Origin of the sequence: Streptomyces sp. ISL-99, from assembly GCF_018614005.1 — a bacterium.
GTDB classification, from domain to species: Bacteria; Actinomycetota; Actinomycetes; order Streptomycetales; family Streptomycetaceae; genus Streptomyces; species Streptomyces flavidovirens.
Window position 1 is genome coordinate 1 of the sequence record NZ_JAGGPC010000041.1, and the last position, 22,744, is coordinate 22,744.

Here is a 22,744-nt window from a genome sequence, read left to right on the forward strand (position 1 = left end):
ATAACCGCGGCTGCAGTACTAATGAGATCGACGATCTCTCGCACGCTCCACTGTCCGGCAGCTCCTGGGCAAGCTGCCACGTAGGCCGCAATGGTGGCTTCGTCCCGCGGCCATGCTTCCAGTAGCCCCGTTGACAGGTGTCGCACGTAGGGAGGGGAGGGCTTGACCCACTCGACATCGTTCATGCCCCATGGGGCTGTGAAGGTGAGCACTGGCACGCCATCCACCGTGCCGGGGCAGATGAGCGTTTCGTAGCGCCCGTCCCCGAGCTTGGCTTTGCCTTTACTGAGAGCCTCGCGCAAGTCGAGATCGACGCCCGGTTCTCGGTACATCTCCTGTGCCGCGATATCCGAGAACTGCTCAGCCGTGACCAGGTGCGCCCGCGCGAAGACGCGCCCGCTCGCCTAGGGGTCGTAGAAGGCGCGCCCTCCGGTCCACACGGGAGATTCCGTAGCGAAGTAGAGGGCTCCTTCCAGCTCTAGCGGCACAGAGGCTGCTGGCGCGCTTATCTCGGCATCCTGGGTAAGTTCTGGCCGCCCCCGGTGGGCGACCGCCCGCGATGTAGAAGGCCAAGCGGTCCAAATGCATGTTCGACCCGTAGGACGTGTACCAGACCTGATGCGGCATAGCGCCTTCGAACTGCGCCTTGTCGACGACGCGTGTGCTGACCATTGCTTCCTGGTATCCCATGGATGCTGCGCGAACGGTCATTACTCGGCCGACACGTCGTAGCGGATGACGTGGCGATCCCCAGGCAGGTTGGTGATCATGTCTCGCAAGGGGCGGTCGTCCTTGTCGTAACCGGTCCGCATGTGGACCGCTACGGGCGTCGCCGCAGGCAAACCGAGCTTCTCGGACTCGCCGCGTGTGGGCATCCGAACCGTGATCTCGTCCTGGTAGCGCACTTGGATCAGCCCAATGCTGGCCAGCACGCCACCGGGGGCGGCGACATCCTCGGGCAACATCAGCGCGGTTCCACGGACTAGCTCTTCTGGGAAGTACGAGTCAGCCAGAGCGTAGGGGTCCTGATCCACTATCCGCACTCGCTCCCGTACGACCGTCAGTGCTGTCTCGGGATCGAGTTGTAGCTGACGGGCGATCTCGGACGAAGGGCGACGGATCGTCACCTTCACCTCTTGCCGGGGCTTCCGACCGCTCTCAGCTACGACGCTGGCCCACTGATCACCGTTGGCGTCGGACCGATGACGCGAGCGGGACTCCAGTACCGACCAGTCCCAGACGGCCGGCGTGAGCCGCTTGCGCACGAAGCTACCGCGACCCTGACCAGCAATGATCAACCCCTCGTCGGTCAGTCTACGAAGGGCCAGCCGCACCGTGTTCCGACTGACTGCGTACTGCTCCATCAACTCGAACACGGTCAAGAGCTGCTCACGGGGGCACCAGGGCGGTAGCGGAGGTAGCGGAAGTAGCGGACCTGACAGGGAGGGGCTGCGGCCCCCGGAACTCCGCCTAGGAGGGACTTCCGTGACAGTCATCCCCGCGCTCGAACTCTCGGCAGTACAAGCCGCTCCGAGCGAAGACGAATTCGACCCCACTCTTCTCGCGCTCACGGTGGAAGAGGCAGCCCGTCTACGGGTGGAGGAGATCGCCAAACCTTCGGTGCGGGAGAACACGTACGTCGGGTACGAGGTCGCTGTCCGGGTGCACCTGGTCCCCGGCGTCGGTGCTCACCGGCTGGACAAGCTGGAGCCCGAACACCTGGAGCGCTTCTACACGAAGATGCTGGCCAATGGCAGCAAGCCCGCCACCGCGCACCAGGCCCACCGCACCATTCGGACGGCGCTCAACCACGCCATGCGACGCGGCCACGTCACCCGGAACGTCGCCACGCTCGCCGTACCGCCCCGAATCGAAGACGAAGAGGTCGAGCCGTACGGCCTCGAAGAGGTGCAGCGGCTCCTCTCTGAAGCGAGCAAGCTCCGGAACAGCGCCCGCTGGTCCATCGCGCTCGCCCTCGGTCTTCGGCAAGGGGAAGCGCTGGGACTGCGCTGGTCGGACGTGGATCTCAAGGCAGGCATTCTGCGGGTTCGGAAGAACCGTCTTCGGCCGAAGTACCTGCACGGTTGCGGCGGTGAGTGCGGACGCACGCCGGGCTACTGCAAGCAGCGCGTCAGGAAGAACGAGGACACGGCGAACACGAAGTCTCGCGCTGGCCGCCGCCTGATCGGGGTGCCGGACGAATTGGTCCGGCTTCTGGAGCTGCACCGGCAGGAGCAGGAGCAGGAGCGGGAGCGGGTGCGGGCCGCGCAGGAGTGGCGGGAGACCGGAATTCGTCTTCACCTCGCCCGTGGGGGCGCCCCTGGTGCCCAGCACCGACTACGACGCGTGGAAGCAGTTACTCGCGGATGCCAAGGCGCGCGACGGCCGGTTGCACGACGCCCGGCACACGGCTGCCACGGTGCTGCTCATCCTCGGAGTCCCCGAGCGCGTCGTGATGCAGATCATGGGCTGGTCGTCCACGGCGATGGCGGCCCGCTACCAGCACGTGACCGGCGGCATCCTGCAAGACGTCGCGAAGCAGGTCGGCGGACTCATCTGGGAGGTCGCGAAGAGCGACGACGGGGCGACGGAGGAAGATCCCGAACAGCCCCGTTGAGACTGCGGATGAGACTGGAAAGGCAGAAGGCCCGGTCCGCGTGAGCGGTCCGGGCCTTCCAGCTGCGGAGGATACGAGATTCGAACTCGTGAGGGGTTGCCCCCAACACGCTTTCCAAATGTTCGCCTGGGGGTCCGGGCGGGTTCGCCGACGTTCTGACCTGCGGTGCAGGGGTAGCGGACCGGTCGTATGAACGATCCTGAACGCCCCTGAATGCAACCCGAACTGCAACCCTCTGTCCTGCCTTCAGGACTGCCATAAGCTTGATCCGGGGGCTCGGCCTGGCTCCACCAGTTCAACGTCTCCAAATCCGCTATGAGATACGAGCCGACCTCCACCTTCAGGCGGAGACGTCGTACGACAGCCTCCCACCCGGAAGGCTGGAGCGCGGCGTCGGAGGAGTTCAGCGGGCGACTACCTGAAGCCTCCGCAAGATTGAGGGCGTCAGCCACGCGGCGGCTCAGGAGACGGCATCGGGCGAGACCAGCCATTCGCGAGCAGTGCTGGCGGTCGCTCTGAGCTGGGGATGCTCCCGCACGATCTCGCTTTGCCGCTCAGCAGGCAGGCCGAGCTCGTGCAAAAGATTGAGAATGACGACTGCCATGGTCACCTCCACGACGGCAAATAGCTCCTCTATGCGGTGATTCGGCGTCTTTCCCTCGTGCGTCAGGTCGTTGCGGGCCTTTGTGGTCCTTTCTGCCCACCGGTCCACGTCTGGCATGAGAAGCGCGATCGCGTCCTGGTCGGGGCGCGCGGCGAGGGCGTACAGCCGGTCCCGGAGCGTCGGGTCGTTGCGGATGGCTCCCTTGAACCTCTCCCGGTGCTTCTCAGGAACCTGCTCGAGCATGGCGTCGCGCATCGCCTTGAATTCCGCCCTGGGGAACGGCTTCTCGTCGATACGGAGACCGCGGTGGAGCACTTCGGCGGCTCCCACTGCCGTCAGGAGGTTGTTCTCCACGTAGCGGGCCGGCGCGTAGCGGAGGCCCAGGATCATGCGGGTAGCCGCTTGCAGCCGGCCGCGTGCCTCGTACCAGCGGGGCACGACCTCTTCGAACGGGAGCGATTCACACGTGAAGAAGACACGGTGGTGGTCGACTGCCTTGGCGTTTCCCCTGCCGAGCGCGGTAGGCGAGTAGAGCACATTGACGCGTCGCCTTGGCGCGGGACGGCCGTCCGGCAGCAGCGCGGGCTCCTTCTCCGCCACTTCAAGCCGGAGCCAGATCAGGCCGGCGGCTTGATGGGTCGCAAGCGAGATGAGGTCCTGCACCAGGCTGGCCGCTTCCCGCGCGCTGCCCAAGGAGAACGGGGCGGCCGGGACAACGCGCACGAACGCCGTGTCGCGCATGCGCCCGACGGTGCCGCCTTTGCGCTGGTCGAAGAACGGCAGCGTGTGCTGGTGCTGTAGGCGGAACTCTGTCCCGTCGACTAGGACCGACCGCGTCTCCACCGGCTTCACGGAGATGCTCCCAGTCCCGTCGATCTTGCCATCGGGAGCACCTAGGGACCCGTCGAACACCGACGAAGCGGCCCAGAGGCCGAGGTCCTCGACGGCGATCTCCGCGGCGGAAAAGACAGCGTCGTCCTCGCCGCTGACATGCGCCCCGACGAGGGCGGTCATCGCCACCACGGTCTGCTTGTCAGGGCTCTTCACCCGTGCGCCAATGGTTCGCTTCACACCGTTCGGGTAACAGCCGAGGAGGGAGATCTCCCGTTGCTCGGCAGCGCCATGGATGACGTCCCAGTTCCGGCTCCCCTCGTGGAACACGGTGAGGCCAGGAGAGGGCGTCGACATGATGCGGTCCTCGAACGCACCGATCAGCGAAAGCACCAGGCCGTCGTCCGGCGAGTATCGGAGGACACCGGGTATCGGCTGGTTAGGGTCGTCGGGCAGCCACCAGATGCCCGACCATTCGCCGACTTCGTCAAGGTTCAACGGGTTATTCGCCAAGAATATCCTCCGAGAAATTGCGTCTCTTGGGTCCGCAGAGAATCAAGAAGCCTTTCCCAGCCTGTCCGCCGGATGGGCGGCTCCGCAGCGCGATGAAGCTCCTAGTAGGAGGTGTCGCAACCAGCACACCGTTTCTCACCAGAAGCTTCGCGTGCTTGGCTACCCATCGTCAATTGATCTGGCCAGCCGCGCTTGCGGTACCTGAGCACCTGTCGCAGCCCGCGATCCAGAGACCCGTCCTGGACGCCGTGGGCGAGCGCTTGGCCGGTGCTCCGGAAGGCGGCAGCCCACTCGGCGACGGGTTCCGGCGGGCCTCCAGAGCGCAGTAGGGCGTCGCTGTCGGCGAGTAGGAGAGGGCGAATCTCGCCGGCTCGGGCGTTGAGCCGTTCCGCCGGAACGTGCTGATGGTCGAGCGGCGTTCCGTCGTGATGGCGCGGTCCCACATCGCCCCGCCCCTACCACTCCAACCGGGCGGCGCGCATCATGATCGTGCACAGCAGGTCGGACAACTCCCTGGGCCCGATGGTGAGATCGTCGCGCTGGCGCAACTGCTGGATCTCTCGGCTGTCGGTGACGAACAGCGCCTGCGCAGCCGTCATGTTGGCTTTCCCGCCGAACGCTGGCGTCTCCGGTTCGTAGATGCCGGCCCACCAGCGTTGGAGGTGCCCTTCGGAGACGAGGAGGTCGAAGCCGTCCCCGACGGTCATTGCTGGATTGGCTGGCGGAGCGCCAAAGGAAGGGCACCGTCGAACCACACCACGGTCACCAGTTCAGGCGGCGCCGTCCAGGCCAGAGCGTGTGTCAGGGTGGGTCGGGGCTAGGGTGAATGACCTGGACACTGGCTGCTGGTCCCAAAACTCGGCTACTCGGCCGCGCCTTGCTGTATCCGCTGCTGGGCCTTCTCGTAGAACTTGTTCGCCATCGGTGTGTCGGTAGAGGTGATGCGGACGTAGTCGGCGCTCAGCTCTCGGGTTCTAGCTTCGAAGACCGCGAGGTCGGATGCCTCGGTTAGGAAGCTGATCTCGGTGTCTGCGCGGTGCTTGAGCGCGGTGTAGGCGCGGGCAGACGCGAGATGGTCAGCCGCGGTCTTTGGCGAGCCCAGGAAAGCCGCAGTGGCTGCGACGGCTCCGGAGACGGCACCGAGCCCGCTGAAGAAGACTGCGGGGCCGACTTTGACAGCAACCAGAAGGCTGCATATTGCGGTCACGCAGGCGGGGATGAACACCATCAGTCGTCCCCACTTCTCCGCGCTCTTGGCCGCTTCGAAGTATCCTTGAGCGGCGTAGAGGCAGTTGCTCTGGATGCGCGCCAGTTCGGTCTTGATGCTCTCGTACGGCGTGTCAGAAGTAGACATAGGGTCCAATCAGGGGCGGACTTATGTGCGGGTTTGTGGCAAGAAAGCTGCACAGCCATTCCATGCCGGGCACGGAGGATCTGATCTCGTTGCGGTAGCGGGTCGTGAGGTAGCGGGCCTCGTACAGTGCGACGAGCACGGCGCGTCGGACGGCAGCGTTGGTCTCCCCCTCGAAGCGGTGGCGGAGCATCTGGGCCTCGGCAATGGATGCGTGCTCTCCGATGTAGCGTGCTGCGTACTCGCGGGCGTATTCGGCCCGGTTGCGGTCCCCGAGAATATTCCACGCTGCTTCTTTTGCCCGTTCATCCTTGATGTCCATGGCGATGAGGTAGCGAAGGATTCGCTGCTCAATCAGTGGGTGTGTGGCGCTGTTGTTGGAGTGCAGAAACCGGACCAGGGCGACTTCGATCTCGGACGCTCTTCTCTTGGCTGCGTTGAGGTACTTGAACACGTGCGTGATGGCGTGTGGGAGGCGGGTGAGGTTGTCCAGGCACCAGCTGACGGCTCGATCATCTCTGATCATGCGGAGCTGGCCGAGAACGAAGCGGACCTGGTTACCGTTGAACTTCCCCTCTTTGACGATCTTTTCGAAGTAGGCTGCAAGATCTTCGCGAGCGCGTGGGCGCCCCCTTCTGATGGCGCCGGCGAGCGAGTCATGCTGGATGTCGGTTTCGCGTTCCCGGGCGTCCTGGGGATCGAGGATGACGGTCTTGCTGGAGGAGATGGCGAGCCTCCTGGAGCGCAGTTGGCTGTTCACGCCGAGGAACAGATCGCGCAGCTCACTCCAATCGGGATGGAAGACCTTGATGTCGTCGGAGTAGCGCAGGAACCGGGCGCTGTTCTGGGCCAGGTAGGAATCGACAGGGGCCAGGTAGAGATTGGCGAGGATGCCGGAGGCGTCCGGCCCTTGGGGCAGGCCCCAGGCGTGGTTGATGGTCTGGAACCGGGTGAGAAAGTCGATGATGTGGTCGGCGGCTCGACCGTCACCACCGAGGGCTTTTAGATCGTCCCCGAGCATGGCTACGTCGATGTGCTCATAGAAGGCTGCTATGTCGAGATAGGCGACCTTAAGTGAAGTATCGGAGCGGATAGCCAGAAGAGACTTTGCCCGGTAGGAGGACCAGTTGGACCACCATCCGATGGGCTCGCCCTTGAAACGGTCCCATCGGTAGCTGGAGACGCCGGGGTGAAGCTGGCAGTCGATCTGATCAGCGATGGTGAAGACCAGCGCGTCGTAGATAAGCCGGTCTCGGGTGGAGAAACGGGCCAGTGGCCGTACGGTCAGATCGGTCTTGGGGAAGTCGATGATGCTGGTACTTTCCGGGCCGCATGCGCCGTCCTCGATGGCCCGCGCCAGCGTCTCGCGGTATCCGCGTTCCCACTGGTGTTGTATGTCTTGGTACCCGATGACGTCGGGGACCTCTGACTGGTGTTCGCCCGATATAAGCAGGTTTTTGGCTTTGGTGAGCCTGTTGGGTAGGTTCACCGGTCCCCTTTATCGAATGACGACGCCTTACCGGATGGTATCTGGGAGGGGCTGAGATTTGGTCGCGGTCTGCCTCGCTTGTGACCGGTCCCCCACCAGCCGGTGAGGCGGCAAAACCGGGCAGTTGAGGGGGATGTGACCCACTGGTCACTGAGGTGGTTCCCTGCGCCCGCTACGGTCGGCCGTATGGCCCCGACTGGCTGTCGAGTAAGGCCCAAGTCGAGAGAGGCTGGCCGCACCGACCGCACGTGCGGGCGCCCCGAGCACGGCGGCATCGTAGTTGTGCTCGGGAGTCGCCGGCCCTCGGTGCTTAGAGAAGCGCGCGGGCGACCCGTTGCTTCAGCTGCTCGTCGGCGAGGCTCTCCACCGTGCGCCACGCGGCGTCGGTGACCTCTTCGGTCTGCAGTTCGCCGATGTCGGTGATCGTACGGAAGAGGAAGCGGAAGTCGAAGTGCTGGTGGGCGGGCTCGTCCTTGGCGGGGTTGGCGTCGATGGGGTGGACGTCGATGTGTAGTGGGATCTCGCTGTGCGGGGTGACGACGTAGGGCGGGATGCCGGTCTCCTCGGCGAGCTCACGGCCGGCGGCCTGAAGGAGCGTGTCGTCCGAGGGCTCGATGTGACCGCCGGGCAGCAGCCATTTGCCGGTGGCGTTGTGGAGGATGTGCAGGACATGGCCGTCGCGGCCGACGAGGATCGCGCCTGCGGTGACGTGTCCTGGTAGGGACTTGCGGCTGGTGAGGTCGTCGCCGTCGTCGAGGAGACCTTGGACGATGTCGATCTCGCGCTTGTCCTCGGGGTGCTGGTCGAGGTACGCGGTGATGGTGGTGTGGATGTGGCTGGCCGTGATGGGCATGGTGATCACCTGTTGAAGTAGGAGAGCCAGGTCGCCGCGATAGCCTCGCGGTCAGGTGCGGGGACCTCGTGGATGCCAGGGGTGAGGTCTCCGCGGGTGAGCATCCTGATCGCGGCGAGGATCTCGGCCTGGATCAGGAAGATGAAAGGTCCAACGCTCGCGCCGTGGATGAAGTTGACGGCATTGCCGCCGTTCGCCAGATAGAAGTAATGACCAGTGGTCTGGTAGCGGGTGACGTGGTCCCCGACGACCGTGCGGGTGTAGACGTCCGGCAGGCCGGCGAGGTCGAGCTCGTCCTCGCTGGAGGTGACGGTCGCGACGTATGCGCCGTTGCGCAGGTGGGAGAAGTCCTCGCCGCACAGGGAGACCGCGCCGGTCGCGCAGAGCACCAGGCCGGCGCCAGTGAGCGCGGTCTCGCGGTCGCGTGCGACGGTGAACCCCTGGGACAGGGCCTGGGTGCGGCGTACTGGGTCGATGTCGAAGACGGTGACCTGTACGCCCTTGGCGTGCAGGAGCCGGGCAATGGAGGAGCCGAGCTTGCCGAAGCCGATCACGAGGGCGGGGCGGCCGTGGAGGATGTCGCCGCGGCCGCGCATGACGGCCTCGGTGGAGAACACGACGGACTGGCCGACGAGGTAGTCCTCGGGGTCCTTGAGCGGGGAGCGGGCCACCGAGATGACGGGGCAGGGCAGTTTGTCGAGGGTTTCGTAGCGGCGGTGGCCGTTCTCGGTGTCCTCGACGACGCCGACCAGGCGGCCGGTGAAGCGGCTGTGGAGGTCGGTGAGGGTGGGGGCGAAGTAGCCGCCGACGTCGAGGAGGGAGACGGGTTCCCCGGCGGCCCGGGATTCGAAGTAGTCCAGCGCGGTGTCCGGGTCGGTGAACAGTTCGCGGGTCAGGGTGTCGACGGCGACGGTCCGCTCGGTCTCGCGCTGGGCAGCCGGGTGGACGGACTTCGGCTTGGGCAGCACCGCCGTGAGCCGGGTCATCGCGGCAACGGCGCGGACGAATGCGGGGCGCTCGGCCAGTAGGTGGGTGATCAGGAACGACGAGGTCTGCTCGTCGGGGGCGAACTGGACGGCGATCCGGGCGAAGTATGCGTCCAGCTTGGCGCGTTCGAAGGTTTCCACGGCAGTTGCCTCTCATCCGTGCAACAGGGGCGTGCAGGGAGTTCCAGGGGGTCAGCGGCTGCGGGCAAGCCCGAACAACAGCCGGTCGGCCCCGCTTGCGGTATCCAGGTAGGTGTCGAGCTGAGAGGCGCCGGCGGACTGCGACAGCGGTTCCAGACCGAGCAGGAGAACGGCTGTGCCGGTGCGGGCGACCAGCGCTGTCCAGTCGGGGCGGCTCGGCAGCCGCAGCCTGCGGGAGGCGCCTGGGAAGTGCAGAAACACGTGGTCGCCGATGATGTGCAGGCAGCGGCCGGCGTCCCGGACCACGTCCTCCGCCCGGCCCAGTCCGCCGAGGCTGTCTGCGAGACGCCGCATGCGGGCTTCGGGCGCGTCAGCAGTGCAGGGGAGGGCGGAGGCAGGACTGTGGGCAATCAGGATGTGGGCGATCTCGCGGCCGTCCGGACCGGTGCCCGGCCAGCTCCAGGCGGCGAGCGAGACCAGTAGCCGAAGCTCGGGGCCGGTCGGAGTGAAGGTGGCGCTCACGCGGTCGTCCCTCCTACGGTCTTGAAGCAGGACCAAACGATCTTTCCGAGCGGTGTGCGGTCCTGCACTCCCCAGCCGTCGGCGAGCGCGGCCACCAAGACCAGACCGCGTCCGGACAAGTCGGTGTCGGCGGCCTGGCGAGTCTCGGGGCGCCGACGGCGGCTGTCGTGCACCTCCAGGCGTACGACGTCGTCCTCGGCGTCGAGCCGGACCAGGAATCCATGGTCGGAGACAGTGCCGTGGACCAGTGCGTTCGTCGCCAGCTCGGAGACGCAGAGGCGGATGTCGTCGATCCGTTCCGCGAGGCCCCATCCGGCCAGGGTCGCCGAGGCGAATTCCCTTGCGTGTCCCACGGATTCGGGATGGGCATTGAAGAAGCGCTGCACCGATTCGATCATTGTTGCCCTCATGACTCGGCATCCAGGAGGCGGGTGGTTCCCGGGCTGTGGCGGCGGGCCGCCGTGCTGGAGGCAATCGGCGGGCATGCGGGGTGGGACCGGCGGACCAGAAGCAGCCGGGAGCCGGCCGCCTCGATCCGCCGACCGCGTTCAGCGGCTATCGCCTTCGGGCCGAGGTGTGACGCCGCCGGGGCGAGCACGCCGTAGACGTCCGGCAGGGCCAACACGTCCAGCAGACCGGTGAAGGCCACCGAACCGGGGCCGGCACTCGCCTCGCGATCGGTGAAGACGCCGGACAGTTCCAGCTCGTGGCTGCGGCAGTACTCGGCGAGCGAGGCGACCAGCGCCTCCTGCCGGGCTTCGGAGACCCGCACCAGCCGCAGAAAGCCGTAGACGACAGGCCCGCTGACCAGGCGATGTTCCGTGAGGGGTTCCATGCGGGGGACCGTCCAAAGGGTCGACAAGTGGTGACGATCCTGAGCATGGATGTCGCCGAACTCCTGGCCAATCACCTGCCGTTCTACTTCCGTTCCACTTCCGTCCCGCCGCCATCAGGCATCTGCTTCGATGACAGTGGAAGGGAGTGAGGCGTGGCAACCGTGCACCACTGGACCGGCCTGGAGGCCAGGGCACTGCGTCTCGCCCTGCGCTTGAGCGTGCGGGCCTTTGCCGAGCACCTCGGCGTGGCCGTCGCGACGGTCTCGAAGTGGGAGAGCAAGCGCGCCGAAACCGAGCCCAGACCCGACACCCAGGCCATCCTCGACACCGCCCTCGGACGCGCGGACGCCGCCGCCCACCTGCGCTTCGAGACGCTCCTGTCGGAGATGGCCAGCACCGTGCAAGGCGCCGGACGGCGCGTCACCCCCGTCGGCCCCCGAGCCTGGGAATACGAATCGTGGGCGGACGACCTGGACCGCGTCGTGGTCGCGCTCTCCCGTCAGAACTTCGCCTTCGCCGACAGCCTGCTCAGCCGCTGGTTGGTGCGGTTCAACGCCCGGGAACTGGACGAAAAGGGCCTGTACCTTTTCGCCCGCTCGACCGCGCTGCTCGGTGACCTCAAACGCGACCAAGGCTCTGTGCTCGGCCCCCTCTCCGCCCAGCATTCCTACGCCGGGGCTCGCGCGGTCTTCATCCAGCTCGACATTCCGCGACGTGTCGCCCAGCTCGACCTCTCCCTCGCGGTGGTCACGGAAATGTCCGGCAAGCTGGAGGTCGCCGCCCGTCACTACGAAACCCTCGCCGTCGATGACCGGCTATCCCGTCGCGACCGTGCCAGGGCCCGCCTGTGGGTGGGTACGGCGCTCAGCAAGAACGGTCGCCACGACTACGCGACCCGTGTCATGCAGGCCGCGACCCGCGACTTCGAGGACCTCACCGAACCCGACGACTGGTCGGTCGCCCACCAGAAACTCGCCCTCGCCCGACGTGGTGCTGGCGACCTCACTCAGGCCCTGCACTTCATCGACATCGCACGCAGCAGCGGGGCCGCGGACTCTCCGATGCAACGCGTACGGCTGGACACCGCTCATGGCCACATCCTGCTCTCCGACGCGGCGACCCGGGATGATGGGATCCTCGTCCTCGATCAAGCCACTCGCACGGCCGCGCAGTACGGACTCGTGCACCAACTGCGCAGTATCGAGGGCATCAAGGCCATGAACAAGGGGCCGACCGGCCCCCGGCGACGGTGACCAGGGAGAGACGCGTGAGCGACAACCAGCAGGCCATCACCGAGGACCAGCGGCACCGGGCCGTGCTGATCTGGGACTACCACCAGATGCACCACCAGCTGCGGCCCGTCGACGTGGCAATCGGGCTGGGCAGCCACGATCTCGGTGTCGCGACCCACTCCGTCGAGCTCTACCGCGCCGGGCTGTTCTCGACCCTGGTCTTCACCGGCGGCAACAGCCCCACCACTGCCAAGGTCTTCCCGCGCGGCGAGGCCGTCCACTTCCGTGAGCATGCCATCGACCTCGGCGTCCCCGCCGAGGCGATCCTGCTGGAACCGGAGGCTGGCAACACCGGGCAGAACGTGACGTTCTCCCGAGAGGTCCTCGCCGCCGCCGGCATCACCCCGACGACGGTGATGCTGGTCTCCAAGCCCTACATGGAACGACGGTCGTTCGCGACCGCCCGCAAGCTGTGGCCCGACGTCGAGATCCTCTGCGCGTCGGAGCCGCTGGAGTTCGACGACTACGTGAAGTCCATCGGCGACGAGAAGCTCGTCCTGGACATGCTCGTCGGCGATCTCCAGCGGGTCATCGAGTATCCGAAGCTCGGATTCGCCATCGAGCAGGAGGTCCCGGAGGACGTGCATGCAGCGTATGAAGCCCTCATCCATGACGGCTTCACCAGCCGTCTCATCTCTTCCTGACCTGCCCGAGTCGGGCGGACTGTGCGCAATTCACCAGCCCAATCTGTTCCCGAGACTGACCACACTGGCCAAGCTGTTCGCGGCGGACTACTGGATCGTCCTAGACGACGTCCAGTTCACCCGCCGCGATTACCAGCACCGAGCCCGCCTCGGTGCCCTCGACGAACCGGATCGTCGGCAGTGGCTCACCGTCCCTACACACCTTCCCCGCGGACGGCCGACTCTCATCCGGGAGGCGCTGATCGACGATCCTGACCGGGCCCGCCGGAAAACTGCGGCGATGCTGCGGCAGTACTACGGTGCGAGCCCTTACTGGCCTGTGCTCGCACAGGCTCTGGCCCCAGTACTGGATGCCTTCGGCGCAGGCAGGACCGCCATGGTTGCCGAGATCTCCACCCGTGCTCTGCTCGGTCTGCTCGGCTGGCAGGGCAGGATCCTGACCAGCAGCGATCTTCCCGCCAGGCCGGGCCGCTCCCAGCGACTTGCTGATCTATCTGCCGTCACTGGCGCCCGCGCGTACGTGTGCGGGACCGGCGGCATGACGTATCTCGACCCGGCACTGTTCGCCGCCGAAGGCATTGCCGTCCTGCCGTTCCAGCCGCCGATGACCCACATCTGGTCCTCCGGCCGAAGTCTCAGCTCGCTGTGGGCGTTGGCGGCACTCGGCCCGCAGGAGGTGGCCGCCCGCATGCAGCGGCTCGCCTTCGACCACGGCCTGATGGTGGCCGCCGCTTGACCGCTGCCTGTTCGTGCGTCGTCCGGATCAGCGGTGTGGGCGGGTCGGACGGCTCGTGGGAGTCGCGGCTGGCTTCGACGGCTGGTCGGTGGAGGAAGAGCCACCGAAGGCTGATGCGGTAGTGCTTCGCAGGCGGGCTGCCTCGGCGCGGAGATTGGGCGCGGGCTCGCGGCTCGTGTGCTGGATGCGAGTGATCAGGACGCGGGCGGGCCTGTGAGCGGTGCCGAGCTCTCGGCGGGCGGCGGCTTCCTTGAGGAGCTGGTGGGGCTGGTGGCCGTCGGCTTCGGCGTCGGCGAGGACGGTGGCGAGGGCGGGCCAGCCGGGGTCGGCGAGTATCCGCTCGGCGTGTTCCGGGACGGCAGCGTGTACGTCATTGACCAGGGTGTGGCGGACCTCCTCCGGCGGTATGCGCTCCATCCGCGACGGGATGCCCGAGCGGACGGTGGTCTTCCACGCCCGAGCGGCATTCCTCCTCAGCGGCGAGCCGCAGGCGACTGGTCTCCCCGCAGAGTGGGCGGTGCCAGCCTGGGACTTCGAGACTGATGCCTACACCGACCGACCGGCGGCCTGGCGTACCGCCCGCAGCACCGCGCAGGATGTTGTGGCCCAGGCTCGCGGCATCGACAAGGAGGCTGTGAAGGTCGCGTTCACCGAGGCGTGCGCACAGGCTGTGGACCGCGCACAGAACCCGGGAAAGTACGGCGACGCCGACGACTGGTAGACGCTGCTCGGCTATCCCCCATGACGTCAACATGAGAGGGCGCCAACACAACTGGTTGGCGCCCTCTGTGATGGGCGGATCGCACTGGATCAGCGCTTGTTCTTCCAGTTTCGGATGGCCTGGTCGAGCTGCGAGCGCAGCCGCCTAGCGGCATCAGTGCCCGGCAGTAGTTCGGGGTACGACTCACTCGGGCGCCCAGCGATCAGGGCCCCCAGATTGGTGGAACTCTGCGACGGAAAAACGAGCGAGCACTTCTTCGCACCCATTTCCTGGGCCAGCCCGAGGAACCCCCTGCCGACGCCAAGAGGAGGTGAGGAGCTGTAGTGCTTCGCTTCGATCGCCGCGACGAGCTTGACGGTCCGTGGGTGCACCCTGGCCTGCCGGCTCCGCTCGGCTTCCTTGTAGTCGATGATGGCGACGTCGCATTCGTGTGCGACCTTAGAGTTGGCGGCGACGACGTACACGCCGAGGTGGATCTCCAGTTGCTTCCGGATGCCGGGGAAGCTGACCAGGATGTAGGTGAAGGTGCCCGACCAGAGGTTTCCCGGTGACCTGCGAAAGCGCAGCGCAGTGGCTGGAGTCGTGCCGTCCTGCGTGAGCATTGTGGTCCCGCCGGCCGCCCTCGCGGCATCGAGGCACAGCGTCAGAATCGATGCCTCGTAAAGGTCGGACTCATCCGCGCTGTTGCGGTACATGGGTTGCAGGACCCCGATCGCCTTCTCGATGGCCTGGATCAGGCTTACCCTGCTCATCGGTTGGCCTCCGCGCGCGCGTCGATCCCCTCAGACAACAACTCCCGCACCAGTTCGAGCGTGACACGCGCCCGCCCTGTTTCCTCATCCAGTTCAATTGAGGAGGGCGTTTCCAGCTCCGGGTCACCGAACTCGATGGTCAGCTCCATCCCGTGAGCCTCAGCTACGTCTAGCGCGGCCTTGCGCGATGCGTACATGGTCTCGGCGAGCGTCAGGAGGGCCGCACGGATGAGTTCGATGTTCTCGTCGTCCGTGTACGGGATCACCGCGACGTCGGACTCCTCAAGGCGTGGCAGTTTCCTCTCCGCCAGCCGACTGGCACGTGCCGCGTACTGGCTCGCCTGCTCCTGCTTGAGCTTCTCCTCCGAGACTGCCCGACCCTGCCGGACTTCTTGATCCAGCTGACTCGCCAGATCCCCCAGCTCGGCCTCTTTGAGCTGCTCCATGATGTGTGTGTACTGATCGCTTTCGAAAGACACGCGGCCCCTCCCCAAGTTCCCTTCCAGGACTGTACTCAGGGGCACCGACAGGCGGGGGCGGGTTGATCGACATCAGCCGATCGAGGCCGGACGCCTCCGGCGGAAGCGCGAGCGAGCCGCCGCCTTTCACCACGCACTCTGTTGGAGACTCACCGCCGTTCCTATGGTGGAGAAATGGCAAATGGGGTGTGGCACACCGGATATGGCCTAGAGATCAATCTGTCACTGTCTGTCCTCGGTCACCCGGGGCGTCCCGATCTGTTGCGGGAGATCACCGTGAGCGTCGCCGAACGCGACCCGCAGCTGCTCGAATGCCTCGCGCACCATGACGGCCGCGACTGTCTGTCTGAGTCGGGCGGCAAGTCGCCGTGGATGTTCATCCGCCGAGGCCGCGTCGGGGGCCGTCGGCCCCTCGTCGCCTCGCACCTGCCGGTCACGCACAAGGCCACACCGGCGGAGAGCGAGCAGCACAAGGCCACGAAGGAGCGGGTCGTCGAGACCGCCTCGCGCTACGGCCTGGACGCCGATGCCGAGGTGCCTACGGCTAACCGCCGGAGCATCTCCGACGCCCTCGTCACCGGCCCCGGAGGTATACGCATCGGGTGGGAGATCCAGTACCACCACCTCAGCCCGAGCAGCGTGCACCGTCGCTCGGCTAACGCCGTGCAGCAGGACATCACTCCGTTGTGGGTCGCGAAGGACCGGACGGCTTCCCTTATAGACCGGGCGCCCTGGGCACGCGTGGACGACATGCCCTGGAGGGATATCGCCGACGGGAAGGAGATGGTGATCCGCGGTGGCTACCGCCACCTCCAGGTCTGGAAATGCGTGGCCAGCAGCGAGCGCCACTGCCTGTTGACCGATGGCGCCGGTCACTGTGGCGAGGTTCACTCGGAATGGTTCCTGCCCGCCCTGTGCCTGCCGGAGAAGAAGGCGGTGCACCTCGAAGACCTTGTGCTGTCGAGCGCGATGGGGGAGAGCGTGCCGGTCTACGTGCCCAATCGGGGGAGCGGCCGGGCAGGGCGGCACATGTGGGTCTCGGCGGCCGACTGCGAGCGCTGGCTGCAGATGGTCGGCGAGAAGACTCCTCTTCCCGAGGCGCCAGGGCAAGAGGAGGACGACGAGATCACCTTCGCCGAGCAGGAGATCGACCGAAACTGCCGAGCGGGTGAAGAGGGTTGGTTCGTCAGCGACGCACGGCCCATTCGAGACCTGGGGCAGCCGACCGGCGGATTCACCCTGCCTCGGATGCCGGCACAGCGGTCGCGGAACCCCATGCTGATCTTGCCCGTCGAGCGGGCTGCTGCCTCTGCGGCACTGGGCTGTCCGCCGTGGGAGCTGGGGCCGTGCACGGGGTGTGACCAGCTGATGCGCCGGTACGGGCGGGACGCGGCCATGTTCTGCGGCGTGTGCCGTGAGCTCCTGAACGCTCGGTAGGCCGCGGCGGCCTGCTGGCGACAACTGCAACCAAAACTGCAACCACCAACGCCGAAGGGCTCCGCAGCAAGCTGCGGAGCCCTTCAACGTATTGCCCGGTGAGAGCAATGGCGGAGGATACGAGATTCGAACTCGTGAGGGGTTGCCCCCAACACGCTTTCCAAGCGTGCGCCCTAGGCCACTAGGCGAATCCTCCGCCGCAAACAATACAAGACGTTGAGGAGTGCTCGCGAACGCGTTCCGCCGACGTTGGCCGTGGTCGGGGCCCGGCTCGTTTTCCTGGGGGGCGATCCGCTAGTGTGGGGGCCAGCCCCTCACGTGGCGCTATCTCACCGAACTCCCCCAGGGCCGGAAGGCAGCAAGGGTAAGTGAGCTCTGGCGGGTGCGTGGGGGGCGCTTGCGTTGGGGCGGGGCCGGTTGTCAGTGGGTCCCGATAACCTCGTATACGTGTCGTCCCTTGCGCTCTACCGCCGCTACCGTCCCGAGTCGTTCGCCGAGGTCATCGGGCAGGAGCATGTCACTGCCCCGTTGCAGCAGGCCCTGCGTAACAACCGGGTCAACCACGCGTACCTGTTCAGCGGGCCGCGGGGCTGTGGAAAGACGACCAGCGCCCGCATCCTCGCCCGCTGTCTGAACTGCGAGCAGGGCCCCACGCCGAACCCCTGCGGCGCGTGTCAGTCCTGCGTCGACCTGGCCAGGAACGGCCGGGGGTCCATCGACGTCATCGAGATCGACGCCGCTTCGCACGGTGGCGTGGACGACGCCCGTGACCTGCGGGAAAAGGCGTTCTTCGGGCCCGCCAGCAGTCGCTACAAGATCTACATCATCGACGAGGCGCACATGGTCACCCCGGCGGGCTTCAACGCCCTGCTGAAGGTGGTCGAGGAGCCCCCGGAGCATCTGAAGTTCATCTTCGCGACGACCGAGCCCGAGAAGGTCATCGGGACCATTCGGTCGCGTACGCACCATTACCCGTTCCGCCTGGTGCCTCCGGGGACGCTGCGCGAATACCTCGGTGAGGTGTGTGGCAAGGAGGGCATCCCGGTCGAGGACGGAGTGCTTCCGCTCGTCGTACGGTCCGGAGCCGGGTCCGTGCGTGACTCGATGTCCGTCATGGACCAGCTGCTCGCCGGCGCGGCCGACGACGGTGTGACATATGCCATGGCGACCGCACTCCTCGGGTACACCGAGAGCGCGCTGCTCGACTCGGTCGTGGACGCCTTCGCGGCGGGCGACGGAGCGGCCGCGTTCGAAGTCGTGGACCAGGTCATTGAGGGCGGAAACGATCCCCGCAGGTTCGTGGCCGACCTGCTGGAGCGGCTGCGGGACCTGGTGATCCTGGCCGCCGTTCCCGACGCCCGCGAGAAGGGCCTGATCGACGCGCCCGCCGATGTGGTGGAGCGGATGCAGGCTCAGGCCTCCGTGTTCGGCGCGGCGGAGCTGAGCCGCGCCGCCGACCTGGTCAACACGGGCCTCACGGAGATGCGGGGCGCGACATCGCCGCGGCTTCAGCTGGAGTTGATCTGCGCCCGGGTGCTGCTGCCCGCCGCTTTCGACGACGAGCGTTCGTTCCAGGCGCGGCTGGACCGCCTGGAGCGCAACGGTGGCGGTGCGTTCATGGCCGCGGCCGCAGCTCCCGGTCCCGCGATGGGGTACGTACCGGGGCCCGAGGCGCATGGGGCTCCTGGGGCGACTGGGGCTCCGGGCGCGCCTGGGGTGCCTGGGGTGCCTGGGGGAGTGGCGGCCCCCTCCCCCTCCCCCGCTCCTGCACCTGTGATGTCCGCGCCCGTAGCTGCCGCGCCTGCGGCGGCCCCCGTGGCCGCCCCCGCTGCCGCCGAGGGTGGCCAGCGTCCCGGTGCCTGGCCCGGCTCCGGTGCGGGTGCCGGCGCTGGACAGGACGCCGGGGGGCGCCGGCCCGGTGGGTGGCCCACTGCCTCCGCTCCGGGCCAGGGCCGGCCCGAGCCGCAGCCCGCGCCCGTCGCGGCGCCGACTGCGGCCCCTGCCGCAGCAGCGCCCGCGCCCGCCGTCTCCCAGCCGGCCGCCCAGGGCGCCGTACAAGTACAGAACATGTGGCCGGGCATCCTGGAGGCCGTCAAGAACCGACGGCGCTTCACCTGGATCCTGCTCAGCCAGAACGCCCAGGTCAGCGGCTTCGACGGGACCACGCTCCAGATCGCCTTCATTAACGCCGGCGCCCGGGACAACTTTGCGAGCAGCGGCAGCGAGGACGTGCTGAAGCAGGCACTGGCCGAGTCCTTCAACGTGCAGTGGAAGATCGAGTCGGTCGTCGACCCGTCCGGCGGCGGCGGTGGCGGTGGCGCGCAGCCGCCCGGTGGCGGCGGCTTCGGTGGTGGTGGCGGCGCAGGCGGTGGCGGTTTCGGTGGTGGTGGCGGCGCAGGCGGTGGCGGTTTCGGCGGGCGCGCCCCGGCCCCGGCTCCGCGCCCCGCCCAGCCCACCCCGCAGGCCCAGCCCGCCCCGGCAGGCGCCGCCGGGCCGCAGCGCCCCGCACCCGAGGCCTCCGCGGGCAGTTCTTACGCGGCGGAGCCGACGCCGCCGCCCGCACCGGCACCCCCGCCCATGGCGATCGAGGACGACGTACCGGCAGAGGACGACGCCGACCTCGTCGACTCGGCGCTCTCCGGCCACGACCTGATCGTGCGGGAGCTGGGCGCGACGGTCGTCGAGGAGTTCACGAACGAGTAGCGCGGCGGGGGGAGCGCGGCACGCGGGCTAGGCTGCACACCGTGAAGGTCCTCGTCATCGGCGGCGGCGCCCGCGAACACGCCCTGTGCCGCTCTCTGTCCCTCGATCCCGACGTCACCGCGCTGTACTGCGCCCCCGGCAACGCCGGCATCGCCGAGGTGGCCGAGCTGCACCCGGTTGACGCCCTCGACGGCGCCGCCGTGGCGAGGCTCGCCCGCGAGCTCGGTGCCGGCCTCGTCGTCGTCGGCCCGGAGGCGCCGCTCGTCGCGGGCGTCGCCGACGCCGTGCGCGCGGCCGGTATCCCCTGCTTCGGCCCGTCCCAGGAGGCCGCCCTGCTGGAGGGCTCCAAGGCCTTCGCCAAGGACGTGATGGCCTCGGCGAACGTCCCCACCGCCCGCAGCTACGTCTGCACCACCCCCGAAGAGATCGACACGGCGCTGGACGCCTTCGGAGCGCCGTACGTCGTCAAGGACGACGGCCTCGCCGCGGGCAAGGGCGTCGTCGTCACCGACGACCTCCAGGCGGCCCGCGAGCACGCGCTGGCCTGCGACCGCGTGGTCATCGAGGAGTTCCTCGACGGCCCCGAGGTCTCCCTCTTTGCGATCACCGACGGGGTGACCGTCCTTCCGCTCCAGCCCGCGCAGGACTTCAAGCGCGCGCTCGACGGCGACGAGGGCCCCAACACAGGCGGCATGGGCGCGTACTCCCCGCTCCCGTGGGCCGACCCCAAGCTGGTCGACGAGGTCATGGCGACCGTGCTCCAGCCGACCGTCGACGAGCTGCGCCGCCGCGGCACACCGTTCTCCGGGCTGCTGTACGCGGGCCTGGCGATCACCTCGCGCGGCGTACGGGTCATCGAGTTCAACGCCCGCTTCGGCGACCCGGAGACCCAGGTGGTCCTGGCCCGACTCAAGACTCCGCTGGCGAGCGTGCTCCTCAACTCCGCCAACGGCACTCTCGATGTCGAGCCGCCGCTGACCTGGCGCGACGACGCGGCCGTGACGGTCGTCATCGCCTCGCACAACTACCCCGGTACGCCGCGCACCGGTGACCCGATCGAGGGTCTCGACGAGGTCGCGGCCCAGGACGCACCCCACGCGTACGTACTGCACGCCGGGACCCGCCGCGAAGGCGACACCGTCGTGAGCGCGGGCGGCCGGGTGCTGTCGGTGACGGCGACCGGCAAGGACCTCACCCAGGCCCGTGAGCGCGCGTACACAGCCGTCTCCCGGATCCGTCTCGACGGCTCCCAGTACCGCACGGACATCGCCGAAAAGGCGGCGTCCGGGGCCTGATCCCACCCGCCTCCTACGCCCGACGGCGTCAGCAGCGTTCCCCAAAGCCATTCCATCGAGTGACCGCTGGGCCATCCGGCTGACGGCCGCCCCACCCCCAACTAGGGTGCGGCGCAAGCATTCCGGCACTTGGCCCACCGACATTGCGATGTCAGTGGCGGGTGCCACAGTGGGGGAGTGAGCAAAGCCGTCGCAGGGCGAAGGGGGTGACGTCCGGCCGTGTCCGGTACCGGTATGGGTGTGGAGAGGGGCGCGCAGTCCGCGCGTTCCAGGGCTCTCGCCGTGCTGCGTGTCCGCAGCGCGGCGTTGGCCGTCGCCCTGCTGCCCGCGGCCGTCGCCGTCGTCCTGCTGGTGGGCGGCGCGACGGGCCATGTGGTCGGCGGGGCCTGGGACGCCGTGCGCTGGGTGATGACCGTCACGGCGGTGGTGGCCCTGCTGGCGGCCGTCGCCGTAGGGGCCGTGATCGTACGGGCAAGACCCGCCACCACCCCGACGGTGGAGGTCGCCGAGCACTCCGCACCGGATCTCTACCGGCTCGTGCGCGACCTGGCGGACCGGCTGGAGGTGCCGGCGCCGTCCGCGATAGCGCTCACGCCGGACTGCGACAGCTGGCTGGAGGACCGTACGCATCCGGCTTCGGCGTCCATAGCGGGCGCCCCCGGACGCCGCAGGTCCGCGGCAGCGCCCGTGCTGGTCATCGGGTCGCCGTTCCTGTGGTGGATGCGGGTGGCCGAGCTGCGGGCGGTGCTCGCCCCGGTCGTCGCCGGTACGGGCCCCTCCGCGCACCCCGACATAGCCGCCGCCCGCCGCTTCGTACGCGGCCTGGACGCCGCGGTCGCCGTCGCAGCCGCCCCGAACCAGGGACCACTGCGCCGGGTCCCCCTGCGCTTCGTCGGCTGGGTCTCGAAGCTCCTCCTGCACGGCTGCAGGCTGCATGCCGCCGAGATGGAGCGGGGCGTCGCCACGGCCGCTTCGGAACGCGCGCAGACCGTCGACTACGGCCTGCGGATCGTCGCCCAGGAGCAGGTGGGCCTGGCGTACGCGGGCTGGGACCGGCTCCTGACCCGGGTCGCGCTGCCCGCCTGGCGCATGGGCCGCTGGCCGTCCCGTCTCGATGCGGGCGTGGTCTCCGCCCTCACCGAACTCTCGCGCCGCGACCGCCTGGCGGACGGTTTCGCCTCCCGCCTGGGCGAGCGCCCGGCGTGCGACCTGCTCGAAGAACCGGGCTCGGTGGACGAGGCCACCTCGCTTCTCGCCGCCCGCCTCTTCCACGGCGGCCCCGCCGAGCCGGGCCCGGACTGGTCGCCGGTGGACTGGCAGCAGTACCCGGAAGAGGTCGTGGACCGCAAGTGGCGCACCGACGCCGCCCGCCTGCACCGAGTCCTGGACACCATGGGCGTACGCCGTGCCTCGGCGCCCGCGGCTCCGACCCTCATCCGGGTGATGGATCACCTGTCGACCGCCGCGGCTCCCGCCCCGAACGGGAACCGTCCGCCCGCCACGGCCGACGCCCTCAACCCGGCGGCGGAGACGCTCGCCGCCGCCATCGGGGCAGAGGTGGCCCGGGAGGAGGCAGCCGCTCCGCCGCCGGCGCCACTCGGCCTGGGAGAAGGCGACGACCCCTGGGACACCGGCCCGCTCCCGCTCTTCCCGCTTCAGCCGCCGAGGACGGGCCGTGATCTGCTCGCCGACCACGTCACCGCGATGGTCTGCTGTGCCGCCGTCGACACGGCGGGCGCCGCCCCCGGCCTGGACTGGCTCGACGGCCCCGCACTCCTGGTCGACGGCGAACGCCGTGCGGACCTGGGCACCCGAGTCCTGAGCCTGGTGGAAGACGGCGACGCGGCACCACTGCGCTCCTGGCTGGCCTCGGTAGGAGTACGGCCGGAAAAGACGGTCCGCCTGGTGTAACCCACGTGGCTTCGCCGTCCGGCCCGGCACA

The 22,744-nt window shown here is 68.1% G+C and carries 20 protein-coding genes, 1 tRNA gene, 1 other RNA gene and 3 pseudogenes; 10 read left to right on the plus strand and 15 right to left on the minus strand.

Annotated features, from left to right (window positions below):
* Both J7E91_RS24650 and J7E91_RS24655 read right to left on the minus strand, forming a co-directional pair.
* Positions 1-672 (minus strand): annotated as a pseudogene (locus tag J7E91_RS24650) (histone deacetylase); the annotation flags it as partial.
* 38 nt (positions 673-710) lie between these two features.
* Positions 711-1,376, minus strand: a complete 666-nt coding sequence (locus J7E91_RS24655) for a GntR family transcriptional regulator (RefSeq protein ID WP_308377036.1) — start codon at positions 1,374-1,376, stop codon at positions 711-713.
* A 220-nt stretch (positions 1,377-1,596) separates the two neighbouring features.
* Between J7E91_RS24655 and J7E91_RS24660 the strand changes: the two are divergent.
* Positions 1,597-2,617, plus strand: a pseudogene (locus J7E91_RS24660) (tyrosine-type recombinase/integrase); the annotation flags it as partial.
* Positions 2,618-3,077: 460 nt separating this feature from the next.
* Here J7E91_RS24660 and J7E91_RS24665 read toward each other — a convergent pair.
* The 9 genes from J7E91_RS24665 to J7E91_RS24705 all read right to left on the minus strand — a co-directional run bounded on the left by J7E91_RS24665 (position 3,078) and on the right by J7E91_RS24705 (position 10,742).
* Positions 3,078-4,565 (minus strand): HEPN domain-containing protein, encoded by a 1,488-nt coding sequence (locus J7E91_RS24665; RefSeq protein ID WP_214908410.1) that lies wholly within the window; start codon positions 4,563-4,565, stop codon positions 3,078-3,080.
* A gap of 455 nt (positions 4,566-5,020) precedes the next feature.
* Positions 5,021-5,272 carry a thiopeptide-type bacteriocin biosynthesis protein gene (locus tag J7E91_RS36210; protein WP_251016203.1) on the minus strand — a complete coding sequence of 84 codons (252 nt, stop codon included), beginning with the start codon at positions 5,270-5,272 and terminating at the stop codon, positions 5,021-5,023.
* A 155-nt stretch (positions 5,273-5,427) separates the two neighbouring features.
* Positions 5,428-5,919 carry an SLATT domain-containing protein gene (locus J7E91_RS24675; RefSeq protein WP_214908412.1) on the minus strand — a complete coding sequence of 164 codons (492 nt, stop codon included), beginning with the start codon at positions 5,917-5,919 and terminating at the stop codon, positions 5,428-5,430.
* Positions 5,906-7,405 carry an RNA-directed DNA polymerase gene (locus J7E91_RS24680; RefSeq protein ID WP_214908413.1) on the minus strand — a complete coding sequence of 500 codons (1,500 nt, stop codon included), beginning with the start codon at positions 7,403-7,405 and terminating at the stop codon, positions 5,906-5,908. The genes J7E91_RS24675 and J7E91_RS24680 overlap by 14 nt, the downstream gene beginning before the upstream one ends.
* 310 nt (positions 7,406-7,715) lie before the next feature.
* Positions 7,716-8,258, minus strand: coding sequence for an NUDIX hydrolase (locus tag J7E91_RS24685; RefSeq protein WP_214908414.1), 543 nt, complete (start codon positions 8,256-8,258; stop codon positions 7,716-7,718).
* 5 nt (positions 8,259-8,263) lie between these two features.
* Complete coding sequence (locus J7E91_RS24690; RefSeq protein WP_214908416.1) at positions 8,264-9,385, minus strand: adenosylhomocysteinase; 1,122 nt, start codon at positions 9,383-9,385, stop codon at positions 8,264-8,266.
* 51 nt (positions 9,386-9,436) lie between these two features.
* Positions 9,437-9,907 carry a hypothetical protein gene (locus tag J7E91_RS24695; RefSeq protein ID WP_308377027.1) on the minus strand — a complete coding sequence of 157 codons (471 nt, stop codon included), beginning with the start codon at positions 9,905-9,907 and terminating at the stop codon, positions 9,437-9,439.
* Positions 9,904-10,305 (minus strand): ATP-binding protein, encoded by a 402-nt coding sequence (locus J7E91_RS24700; protein ID WP_214908467.1) that lies wholly within the window; start codon positions 10,303-10,305, stop codon positions 9,904-9,906. Before J7E91_RS24700 ends, J7E91_RS24695 begins: the two co-directional genes overlap by 4 nt.
* Positions 10,306-10,313: 8 nt before the next feature.
* Entirely contained in the window at positions 10,314-10,742 is a 429-nt protein-coding gene (locus J7E91_RS24705; protein WP_214908417.1) for a hypothetical protein, read from the minus strand.
* A gap of 153 nt (positions 10,743-10,895) precedes the next feature.
* Here J7E91_RS24705 and J7E91_RS24710 point away from each other — a divergent pair, with 153 nt between their 5' ends.
* The 3 genes from J7E91_RS24710 to J7E91_RS24720 are packed head-to-tail and all read left to right on the plus strand — an operon-like array spanning position 10,896 to position 13,415.
* The gene (locus J7E91_RS24710; RefSeq protein WP_214908418.1) at positions 10,896-11,996 is read left to right on the plus strand and encodes a helix-turn-helix domain-containing protein; all 1,101 of its coding nucleotides are present in this window, start codon (positions 10,896-10,898) and stop codon (positions 11,994-11,996) included.
* Positions 11,997-12,010: 14 nt separating this feature from the next.
* A complete protein-coding gene (locus J7E91_RS24715) occupies positions 12,011-12,679 on the plus strand; it encodes a YdcF family protein (protein ID WP_214908420.1) in 669 nt (222 codons plus the stop codon).
* Positions 12,645-13,415 carry a WbqC family protein gene (locus J7E91_RS24720; protein ID WP_251016205.1) on the plus strand — a complete coding sequence of 257 codons (771 nt, stop codon included), beginning with the start codon at positions 12,645-12,647 and terminating at the stop codon, positions 13,413-13,415. The genes J7E91_RS24715 and J7E91_RS24720 overlap by 35 nt, the downstream gene beginning before the upstream one ends.
* A gap of 27 nt (positions 13,416-13,442) precedes the next feature.
* Here the strand turns inward: J7E91_RS24720 and J7E91_RS24725 are convergent.
* Positions 13,443-13,814, minus strand: a pseudogene (locus tag J7E91_RS24725) (mobilization protein); the annotation flags it as partial.
* A gap of 7 nt (positions 13,815-13,821) precedes the next feature.
* On the opposite strand from J7E91_RS24725, the gene J7E91_RS24730 reads away from it, so the two are divergent.
* Positions 13,822-14,136 (plus strand): hypothetical protein, encoded by a 315-nt coding sequence (locus J7E91_RS24730; RefSeq protein ID WP_214908423.1) that lies wholly within the window; start codon positions 13,822-13,824, stop codon positions 14,134-14,136.
* An 89-nt stretch (positions 14,137-14,225) separates the two neighbouring features.
* Here the strand turns inward: J7E91_RS24730 and J7E91_RS24735 are convergent, their stop codons facing one another.
* Together J7E91_RS24735 and J7E91_RS24740 are read right to left on the minus strand one after the other, a co-directional pair.
* Positions 14,226-14,888: a hypothetical protein gene (locus J7E91_RS24735; RefSeq protein WP_214908424.1), complete on the minus strand. Its 663-nt coding sequence runs from the start codon at positions 14,886-14,888 to the stop codon at positions 14,226-14,228.
* Positions 14,885-15,367, minus strand: coding sequence for a hypothetical protein (locus tag J7E91_RS24740; RefSeq protein ID WP_214908425.1), 483 nt, complete (start codon positions 15,365-15,367; stop codon positions 14,885-14,887). The genes J7E91_RS24735 and J7E91_RS24740 overlap by 4 nt, the downstream gene beginning before the upstream one ends.
* Before the next feature lie 174 nt (positions 15,368-15,541).
* Here J7E91_RS24740 and J7E91_RS24745 point away from each other — a divergent pair, with 174 nt between their 5' ends.
* Positions 15,542-16,804 (plus strand): hypothetical protein, encoded by a 1,263-nt coding sequence (locus J7E91_RS24745; RefSeq protein WP_251016206.1) that lies wholly within the window; start codon positions 15,542-15,544, stop codon positions 16,802-16,804.
* 108 nt (positions 16,805-16,912) lie between these two features.
* Here the strand turns inward: J7E91_RS24745 and J7E91_RS24750 are convergent.
* Positions 16,913-17,000: transfer RNA gene (locus J7E91_RS24750), tRNA-Ser, on the minus strand.
* Between the two features lie 109 nt (positions 17,001-17,109).
* Here J7E91_RS24750 and ffs point away from each other — a divergent pair.
* From ffs to J7E91_RS24770, 4 genes are all read left to right on the plus strand, one after another.
* Positions 17,110-17,208: signal recognition particle sRNA small type (gene ffs / locus J7E91_RS24755), an RNA gene on the plus strand.
* A gap of 43 nt (positions 17,209-17,251) precedes the next feature.
* Entirely contained in the window at positions 17,252-19,507 is a 2,256-nt protein-coding gene (locus J7E91_RS24760; RefSeq protein ID WP_214908426.1) for a DNA polymerase III subunit gamma and tau, read from the plus strand.
* Positions 19,508-19,548: 41 nt separating this feature from the next.
* Entirely contained in the window at positions 19,549-20,802 is a 1,254-nt protein-coding gene (gene purD / locus J7E91_RS24765) for a phosphoribosylamine--glycine ligase (RefSeq protein WP_214908427.1), read from the plus strand.
* A gap of 234 nt (positions 20,803-21,036) precedes the next feature.
* A complete protein-coding gene (locus J7E91_RS24770) occupies positions 21,037-22,713 on the plus strand; it encodes a hypothetical protein (RefSeq protein ID WP_251016208.1) in 1,677 nt (558 codons plus the stop codon).
* The last annotated feature ends 31 nt before the right edge of the window (positions 22,714-22,744 follow it).

Coding starts and splice junctions, on each gene's coding strand:
- J7E91_RS36210 (WP_251016203.1), bottom strand. CDS start 5,272: ATGACCGTCGGGGACGGCTTCGACCTCCTCGTCTCCGAAGGGCACCTC.
- J7E91_RS24675 (WP_214908412.1), bottom strand. CDS start 5,919: ATGTCTACTTCTGACACGCCGTACGAGAGCATCAAGACCGAACTGGCG.
- J7E91_RS24685 (WP_214908414.1), bottom strand. CDS start 8,258: ATGCCCATCACGGCCAGCCACATCCACACCACCATCACCGCGTACCTC.
- J7E91_RS24700 (WP_214908467.1), bottom strand. CDS start 10,305: ATGATCGAATCGGTGCAGCGCTTCTTCAATGCCCATCCCGAATCCGTG.
- J7E91_RS24705 (WP_214908417.1), bottom strand. CDS start 10,742: ATGGAACCCCTCACGGAACATCGCCTGGTCAGCGGGCCTGTCGTCTAC.
- J7E91_RS24720 (WP_251016205.1), top strand. CDS start 12,645: ATGACGGCTTCACCAGCCGTCTCATCTCTTCCTGACCTGCCCGAGTCG.
- J7E91_RS24730 (WP_214908423.1), top strand. CDS start 13,822: ATGCGCTCCATCCGCGACGGGATGCCCGAGCGGACGGTGGTCTTCCAC.
- J7E91_RS24735 (WP_214908424.1), bottom strand. CDS start 14,888: ATGAGCAGGGTAAGCCTGATCCAGGCCATCGAGAAGGCGATCGGGGTC.
- J7E91_RS24745 (WP_251016206.1), top strand. CDS start 15,542: ATGGCAAATGGGGTGTGGCACACCGGATATGGCCTAGAGATCAATCTG.
- J7E91_RS24770 (WP_251016208.1), top strand. CDS start 21,037: ATGGGTGTGGAGAGGGGCGCGCAGTCCGCGCGTTCCAGGGCTCTCGCC.